This window comes from Marinagarivorans sp. (assembly GCF_982758155.1).
The window spans coordinates 1-4,988 of record NZ_CEXWTU010000298.1 but is presented as its reverse complement, the minus strand read 5'-3'; the positions used below and the strand labels follow the sequence as shown (position 1 = coordinate 4,988).

5 protein-coding genes are annotated in these 4,988 nt (G+C 45.6%); 1 reads left to right on the top strand and 4 read right to left on the bottom strand.

What is annotated here, in order from left to right:
- Positions 1-86: 86 nt before the first annotated feature.
- Complete coding sequence (locus tag AC3A8L_RS19765) at positions 87-1,508, bottom strand: aminotransferase-like domain-containing protein (protein WP_487963991.1); 1,422 nt, start codon at positions 1,506-1,508, stop codon at positions 87-89.
- A 271-nt stretch (positions 1,509-1,779) separates the two neighbouring features.
- On the opposite strand from AC3A8L_RS19765, the gene AC3A8L_RS19760 reads away from it, so the two are divergent.
- Positions 1,780-2,769, top strand: a complete 990-nt coding sequence (locus AC3A8L_RS19760) for a DMT family transporter (RefSeq protein WP_487963990.1) — start codon at positions 1,780-1,782, stop codon at positions 2,767-2,769.
- A gap of 303 nt (positions 2,770-3,072) precedes the next feature.
- Here AC3A8L_RS19760 and AC3A8L_RS19755 read toward each other — a convergent pair whose 3' ends face one another.
- The 3 genes from AC3A8L_RS19755 to AC3A8L_RS19745 all read right to left on the bottom strand — a co-directional run bounded on the left by AC3A8L_RS19755 (position 3,073) and on the right by AC3A8L_RS19745 (position 4,726).
- Entirely contained in the window at positions 3,073-3,843 is a 771-nt protein-coding gene (locus AC3A8L_RS19755) for a sterol desaturase family protein (RefSeq protein ID WP_487963989.1), read from the bottom strand.
- Between the two features lie 266 nt (positions 3,844-4,109).
- Positions 4,110-4,307: a helix-turn-helix transcriptional regulator gene (locus tag AC3A8L_RS19750; RefSeq protein ID WP_487963988.1), complete on the bottom strand. Its 198-nt coding sequence runs from the start codon at positions 4,305-4,307 to the stop codon at positions 4,110-4,112.
- On the bottom strand, positions 4,304-4,726 hold the full coding sequence (locus AC3A8L_RS19745; protein ID WP_487963987.1) for a hypothetical protein: 423 nt from the start codon (positions 4,724-4,726) through the stop codon (positions 4,304-4,306). The genes AC3A8L_RS19750 and AC3A8L_RS19745 overlap by 4 nt, the downstream gene beginning before the upstream one ends.
- Positions 4,727-4,988 lie beyond the last annotated feature (262 nt).

Sequence of the window (4,988 nt, the reverse complement as noted above, 5' to 3'; positions counted from 1 at the left end):
CTATAAATACCACTCTAAAAGCTCCTGAACTCAAAACCTAATGCAACGTTAGGGTCTAATTTCACTGGAAACGTACATTCGGATTTTTAGTCTGTGGCGATAGTCATCTCTATCACCAAGTCTGCAACGATCTTTAATGCCGGTTTAAGCACTAACTCCCAGGGTAGGGCGCAATTGATACGCATGTAGCCATCAAAATGCTGGGTGTTAGAAAATAGCCCGCCGGGGGCTAGGCCAATGCCTTTTGCGAAGGCGCGTTCGTGCAGGGCTAAAGTATTAACGCCAGCCGGTAGCGAAACCCATAATACGAAACCGCCTTGCGGCGAACTCATTAGCGTGCCCTCGGGAAAGTGTCGATTAATGAAGTGGTTGGCTCGGCGCATGTTGTCTTGTGCGTGGTTGCGCAGTTGCCGTAAATGCTTATCGTAATGGCCATGATTCAAATACGATTCAATCGCGAGTTGGCTTAAGCTGCATGTCGCCCAATTACTGTACATTTGTGCTTCTATAATTTGTGCCTGTTTTTTGCCGGGTAAACACCAACCTACTCTAAGGCCAGGGCTTAATGTTTTAGAAAAAGACGAACAAAAAAGGACAAGCCCTTCGGCATCGTAACTTTTAATGGTGGACGTAAACGTTTGCTCAAAGCCCAGGCAGCCATAAACATCGTCTTCAATTAAGGGGACTTGATAGGTTGTTATCAGTTGATATAAGCGCTTTTGTTTGGCATTGGGTATAAGCGCGCCGGTTGGGTTGCTATAGCGCGAGCTCAGTAATATAGCCTTTATGGGCCACTGCTGTAACGAGAGCGTTAACGCATCTAGGCTAATGCCATCGTTCGGGTCGGTGGGGATTTCAATCACCTTCAGACCGTGCAGCTTAGCAATTTGTAAATAGCCGTAATAGCACGGAGATTCAATGGCAATAATATCGCCTGCACGAGTACAGGCACGTAAGCACAAATTAATAGCCTCGGTTGCGCCGTTGGTGATAACAATATTGTCGCTGCTGCAGCGTACTTTTACATCGAGCATGCGCTGGGCAATGGCTTGGCGCAGCCCTTCTGCCCCCGGTGAAAGGTGATACGAAAAAGCACTATCACGCTGAAACCGCGTAACTTTTTGAACGTGCGTTTGTAGTGAGCGATAAGGTAGAAAAGAGCTGTCGGGAATAGCGGTACCGAGATTAACGACTTTCCCCTTTAGGGATTGGCTGAGCAGCCGGTTAATTAAATCGGCATTGGGAACCATGCTGGGGCTTTCGCCCTTGGAAACCGGTGGGGCTTTTTGGGCTAAGGTGTCACGTACAAAATAGCCCGACTGGGGGCGTGCGCGAATATAGCCTTGGTCCTCTAATAGTGCGTAGGCTTGTGTGATGGTCGAAATACTCACTTGCAGACGGCGGCTTAAGCTGCGTACGCTCGGTACTTTGGTGCCGGGTGAATAATGCCCTTGTTCTATATCACCCACTAGGTCGCTTGCCACCTGTTGATAAAGCGTGCCTTTCATTGTGTTGCCTCCTTCAATATTACATTTATGCAGCCTGATCTTTTGAGCCAGTACGTTCACACACAAACAGTGTAAGTGTTCAGCTGTGCTAGTAAGCGTAACAGATGGGCTAAATATTACCGGTACAGTTGTATGGCGGGCCTTAACTGTACTGCTGTTTTACGCGTGGGCTAGCCCTTATTAAGCGCAGTGCAGATGGGCACAATGAGCACACATTCAGCGGTTGTGTACAAAAGTCGTACGCCCGTCGCATCAGAATAAGGAGAGCGCCATGAATCATTTATCCGTTCGATCCCCCGGCCAGCCACTACCGTCGTGCGTAAACCCGCAATCCACCAAGGTGCCAGGTATGGTAAAGGCAGCAGGGTATGCGTTGCTGGCGGTGGTGTTATTTAGCTTAACAGTGCCACTAACGAAGGTGGCGCTTCGCTATTTTAATCCTGACTTTATTGCTGCTAGCCGAGCTTTTTTTGCCGGCTGCGCGGCGTTGTTGGTTATAAGGCATAAAGGGTGGCGCTTACCATCGGGTAACGAATTTTTCTGGTTAGCTGCAGCGGGCAGTGGCGTAGCGATAGGTTTCCCGCAGTTATTAAACTGGGGGCTAACGACTTTATCAGCGGCTGAAATGGCGGTAGTGCTAGCGGGGTTGCCACTATCTACCGCATTGTTCGCTACATTTTTAATGAAAGAAAAGCACTCCAAATGGTTTTGGGTTTTTTCGCTGCTGGGTGCGGTTTTTTTATTGGGCTATTTTTATGAAGGTTTAACGCAAGCGCAATGGCGCGCCACTACGTTGGCGGTACTTTTGGCGACGGTTTTATTTGCGGGGCTAGGGTATTCCGCTGGCAGTAAAGCGGCAAAAACCTTGGGCGGTTGGCAAACTATTTGCTGGGCGTTAGTCATGTATTTACCCATTAGCGCAGGCTTATTTTGTTATTCACTCACGCAAGAGCTAAAAGACATTCAGAAATGGTCAAACATTTTGGCGGCAGAGCATTTACCACATTTTGGGATGGCTTTAATAGCTTTGGTCTATTTAATTTTTATTAGCCAGTGGTGGGGGTTTAAATTTTGGTACCAAGCCATGGCTGATTATGGCGCGGGAAAAATTGCGCAAATACAATTAATGCAGCCTTTTTTCACTTTTGCCTTTTCGGCTTTGATATTGGGTGAGGTGTTAACTTTAAAGCATTTATTATTTGCCGTGCTGATAGGGGCATCGGTATTGGCGACGTTAAAGGTTAAGGCGGTAGGTGAATGATGGATTGCTTTTTGGCTTGTGCTGTGATGTTTTTTTGGATTGTGTTTAATAAACGCTTCTAGAGGGGCTGCATTTAAGGGGAGAGGGAGCAGATGTCATCCACTACTGCTCGATGCCGATCTCCTTATCTTCGTTGCTTGGCGCGTTACATGCCCGACAAGAAAGCCGCTTCGATAACCGCTCCTCGATAATTGCTCCTGCGTTATCCTAATCTGCCACATCCGTGTGGCGGTGCAATGTCTAAAGAGGCTCCTGCCTCGGTGCGTTATTCTAATAACCTGCTTCCCTGCAGGCCCTCTTCGCCTAATTGGGTGAGCCAGTATCACCTTGTCTCTTACTGGGATAAATTGTTTTGAATCGCACGTCCCAAAATGTATTTACAAAGCCAAAATTGACGTTTCCTTTTTTGTGGTGTGCCGCGTGGCATAGGGTATAAGCATTAAATATTGAGCTTAAAGGGATGCGTTTGTTCAGGATGATATTTGAATGTAAAGCCATTGTGAAAACAACACCCAAAATATGAAATACAAAAATAACGGCCAGGTGTACGGGGAAGATCAGCATGAATAGAGGTGCGCTCAGGCAAATAAGCAGCGCCTCGATGGGGTGTACGCTATAAGCACTCCAGGGGGTTACTCTATGTGAGCGGTGATGCACCCCATGCCATTGAGTAAAAGGTTTTAAGTGTAGTAGCCGATGTACAAAATAAGAGTATGTTTCATAAAATATGGTGAAGGCCAGAACTTCAATGAGTAACTGCTTCAATGAGCCTGGTAAGACTCCTTCAAATAATTCCCTTGCTGAAAGGCTGACTAGCGAAAACAAAAGGCAAGAAATAACACCATTTTTTATTTCATATTGCTTTTGGTTTTTGCCTAATGGCCCGCTATCAATAAGATGAAATATTCCATCATCGGATATCCATCTGTTTGTTATCCACTCTATGCAATACGCAGCAACAAAAAAGACCAGCAAATTAGTCGCAAGGGACATGAGCAAGGCAATATACCAACTGGTATCAATCCAGAATTCAAAAAGAAATGTCATAAAGTCAATCGTATTGGAAATACTCAATGTTAAAATCTGCAATTAGTGGCTTGGTTGTGTGGGTTTGATTGTAAGTGATTTTAGGGTTGGAGAGGAGAGGTATTTCTGGTGCCGAATAGAACAGAGTTAAAGGCGAGCAGATAAAGCATGAGTGAAATGGGTATGTTGGCTGTTAGTATTCTGGTTTTTAGCTTTAGGTTATATCGATTAAAAATTAATAAATTTGATGTTTTAATCGCGGCTGCGGTCTTCGTGATTTTTGGTCTGCATGAAACAGCTTGGTTGGAACCGCGCTAAGGCGTCTCCTCCAAAAAAATATCTTCAATTCGCCGATTAAATAACCGAGCCATTCTAAAGGCTAAGGGTAGGCTTGGATCAAACTTATCTTTCTCAATGGCGTTTATTGTTTGGCGGGAAACATCCAAAAGGCTGGCCAGTTGGGCTTGGGTGAAGCCCTTTTCGGCACGTAGTCCCTTTAGGTGGTTCCTCATCGATATCTCCAGTTGCCCACTAAAATCGAAACCATAAAGGTAATCCCCATTAGCAGTATTAAGTGCGAAACTTCTGGCGTTGATGATATCAGTTTTATATTTTGAAGCATTTGATAGCTCGTCCCTATAATCAGGGTTGCCCCCAGCGTGATTGCGGCGGCATCCAGGAAAACTTTTTTGCCCAAATCATCTAAAGATTTTTGGTGTCGAAAAATCGCGATAACCAAGCCAAGTCCTATTGCCATATTGAGTAAAACAGCGAGTGCCGTGGGTGTTTTATCGAAGCTCCAAATTTGACTTGGCCCTATGGCGGCTAAAGCGGTAGAGGCTAGCCAGGCTAGGGTCCAGTAAGCAATATGCGTTGTATTTTTTATGATTGTTTTTTCCCAAGCACTGGGTTCAGTTGTCGCTTTTTTCATACCGGGTATCCATTTCAATAAGTAAAGTAAGCTTTACTTTAGGGGGTTGCCAGCTGGGTGTCAAGCTTGCTTTACATTTCGAGGCTTGCTTGACTGAAATTCTACGTATTCTTGAGCTCAACTGAGTCGGTCAACCGCTGTAAGCAGCGTAGGGAAATTTATTGGTTTGGGGGGATGTAAGGTCGTGCGATTACTGACGGTAACTGCTCAGGTAGGGTCGAAATGACGCTCACCTAAAAGGCGAATTGATTGTTTTCTGGGC

Coding starts and splice junctions, on each gene's coding strand:
- AC3A8L_RS19765 (WP_487963991.1), bottom strand. CDS start 1,508: ATGAAAGGCACGCTTTATCAACAGGTGGCAAGCGACCTAGTGGGTGAT.
- AC3A8L_RS19750 (WP_487963988.1), bottom strand. CDS start 4,307: ATGAGGAACCACCTAAAGGGACTACGTGCCGAAAAGGGCTTCACCCAA.
- AC3A8L_RS19760 (WP_487963990.1), top strand. CDS start 1,780: ATGAATCATTTATCCGTTCGATCCCCCGGCCAGCCACTACCGTCGTGC.
- AC3A8L_RS19745 (WP_487963987.1), bottom strand. CDS start 4,726: ATGAAAAAAGCGACAACTGAACCCAGTGCTTGGGAAAAAACAATCATA.